This window comes from Bartonella acomydis, from assembly GCF_039543025.1.
Classification (GTDB): Bacteria; Pseudomonadota; Alphaproteobacteria; order Rhizobiales; family Rhizobiaceae; genus Bartonella; species Bartonella acomydis.
In genome coordinates, this window is record NZ_BAABIY010000037.1 from 1 (window position 1) to 2,938 (window position 2,938).

Annotated in this window: 1 protein-coding gene and 3 pseudogenes; 2 read left to right on the forward strand and 2 right to left on the reverse strand. The window is 40.9% G+C overall.

The features are described 5' to 3' along the window. Positions 1–276: 276 nt before the first annotated feature. Positions 277–477 (reverse strand): helix-turn-helix transcriptional regulator, encoded by a 201-nt coding sequence (locus tag ABD909_RS05685; protein ID WP_015856732.1) that lies wholly within the window; start codon positions 475–477, stop codon positions 277–279. Between the two features lie 210 nt (positions 478–687). Beyond that, a pseudogene (locus tag ABD909_RS05690) lies at positions 688–1,780 on the reverse strand (tyrosine-type recombinase/integrase). Between the two features lie 165 nt (positions 1,781–1,945). On the opposite strand from ABD909_RS05690, the pseudogene ABD909_RS05695 reads away from it, so the two are divergent. Then, positions 1,946–2,182: pseudogene (locus ABD909_RS05695) on the forward strand (PBSX family phage terminase large subunit); the annotation flags it as partial. Then, a pseudogene (locus ABD909_RS05700) lies at positions 2,167–2,811 on the forward strand (portal protein); the annotation flags it as partial. The pseudogenes ABD909_RS05695 and ABD909_RS05700, both read left to right, overlap by 16 nt. Positions 2,812–2,938 lie beyond the last annotated feature (127 nt).

Sequence of the window (2,938 nt, forward strand, 5' to 3'; positions counted from 1 at the left end):
TCTCTAAAAGAGCAGCCAGCATAACAATAGAGTAAGAGACGCCCATCATTTCCATTGGCAAGGGATAAGCTAGGCAATTGATCATCATGGGCTGGACAACGGGCTGTTCCATAACGCCCATGCCAAACCCCACGCAAGGCACGTGTAATGCCCCGAGCATTGATATAAGAAGACATATTTTTGATCCTATAATGATTGCATCATAGGACGGATTTTGCTATTCATTCTTTGAGTGAAAATGGAAAGCCTTGTCCGTCTTTACGTGACAAGGTTTTTTTATGCCGCATCACTTTGACGCTGCTGTTTAGCTTGCTCTATTACATTCAAAAGATCTGATTGTAACCAACGCGATAAAAAACCAAATTTTAAAGGTTTTGGAAGAGAGCCATTTGTAACATGACGGCGGAAAGTTGAGACACTCATATGAAGCAATTTTGCACTTTCACGGTCTGTTAAAAGAATATCATTTTCTATCATCGTAAAATTCTTTCAAAAGTAAAAAAATGAGAACAAATCATGCCTATTTATTAAACACATTTTGGTTTATTTTTGAAGGTATTTTATTCATAGAAAACAGTATTTTATTATACATTTTCTCATGTGATAATTTATGAGTCTTATTGAGATGATATGAGAGAAGAGAGAGAGAAAGTTATCCACAGATAATGGGGTTATGCACCCCATATCTTAAGATTGACCCGTGACATATGCCGCCCATTTATCCATATAAACACGGCGCTGTTCTAAATAATCTGTACGACGATAGGCACGCTCTACTTTACCCCCAACCGTATGACTTAGAATAGTTTCAGCGANGTCCAGTCTGTTGCATATATTGAGCCATACAATTTACCGCAAGAGGACCGCGACCGGTAGCAGAAAAAAGGAAACCATTGTGAGACAAAGGATGCGCTTCTTTAATCACTTTTAATGCTTCAGATGATAAAGGCACTCGAAATTCTATTGTAGCATCACGTCTACCTTTCATACCTTCAGCAGGAATTGTCCATATATCTCCATCAACTTGATCCTTATGAATATAACGTAAAGGACGTGTACGAACCCCTGTAAGGATAAGCAAGCGTAATGCCAAATGTGTCATCGTTGTTTTTTGACAAAGTGTTTTATAAAAGGCAGGGACATCTTTCCAATCCATGGCTGGAAAGTTTTGTGTTTTATGGCGTTGTTTACCTAAGAGAGCACGCGCTTTTTCTGTTGCCTGTAAGTCAACATTCAATCCTAGAGCAGCCGCATGTTTGAGACACATATTGAGACGAATAAGAGCCCTATTAGCTGTTGCAGCTTTTGAATGCCAAATAGGGGAAAGCGTATTGCGTATCTCTGTTTGTGTAATCTCTGAAACGGGGAGGCAACCTAATTTGGGTAAAATATGCAGTTTTAAAGGCGAAAACCAACGCCCATCTTTACCATCATTTTTTAATTCAGCTTTCCGACTTTCAAAAGTCTCTAAAGCAATATCTTTTAAATAATGGAGATTGCTTATTGCTTCACGCTTTTGTTTGTTGCGTTCTTGAATGGGGTCACGACCTTCACGTAAAACAGAACGCCACCCAGTTGCCAATTCACGGGCTTGTTTTAAAGAAACATCTCTCAAGGCACCCAATCCCATTTCACGGCGGCGCCCGTGAAGGGTATAGCGATAAAGCCATTGAGCACCACCATCTTTACGCTTATGAAGTAACAAGCCGGCACCATCATTATATTTGCCAGCCCCCAATGTTGCGACAGATCTTGCATTAAGACGGTTCATAAGGACCATTTTTACTCCTTTCTTATACAGTTTTTACCCACACACCAGCCCCGCTTGTGACGTGCAAATGAGTGATTTTGATTGATGCAACATAAACAGATTTGAAATGAGAGAATCTTACGTTATTCGGGACTCTCATTCAATATGAATAACGCTAGATTATCATTATAAATCAATGTGTTATCCAACGAAGAGACCACAGTAGCGGGTTGTAAGGCATTGAACTGGTATCACGAGAAATGGGATGAGAAGCGAGATATTGGTTTGGGAGCAGAACATGATTGGTCGAGTCATGCTGCAGATGCCTTTGGATTAATGTGTGTAGGTTATGAGCAACCGATACAGAAACAGAAGAGACAAGCTTACAGTGGTAGAGAGGCCTATGAGAGCACGTCATGGATGGCAGAATGATGCATGATGAAGAGCGTTTAGAGCAAGTTAGCAACATTTCAGATCTGTCGACAGAAGGTTTGTTTCGCAAGCTTGTCAGTTGGTATAAAGAAGATGTTGAGCACGTGAATAAATGGCGCGAGCATGCGCGTGAAGATTTTCGTTTTTACAATGGCGATCAGTGGAATGAACAAGATTTAGCGGCTTTAAAAGAGCAACGCCGCCCCGTTATGACCTTTAATCGCATTGCCCCGCTGGTGAATGCGGTTGTGGGATCGGAGCGCAATAACAAACGTGAAGTGCAGTTTATCCCCCGTCAAATAGGGAAATCATTGCCCAGTGAATTGCTTACAGGGGCGGCAGAATGGTTTCGCGATATGGCACAAGCTGAGTATGCGGATTCGGATGCTTTCCAAGATGCTGTTATTTGCGGCATGGGCTGGACAGATACACGACTTGATTATGAAAACAGCCTTGATGGTGAACCGGTTATTACACGTTTAGATCCGTTAAAGATGATTTGGGATAGTGCGGCAGTACAACCGAATTTAACCGATGCACAACGCTTATGGTACGTAGACCGCAAGCCCTTGGAAGTTGCCAAGCAAATGTTTCCAAAATCCCATTGGAGTGAACTGAGTGCGGATTGGATATTATCATAAAAAATACAATAAAGTCAATATGTTGCATGCAATTATTTTATATGAATCCACTTAAGAATCCACACTTTTATACGTGATTCATTTGACCATTTTTTATATAGGATTGTCACATATG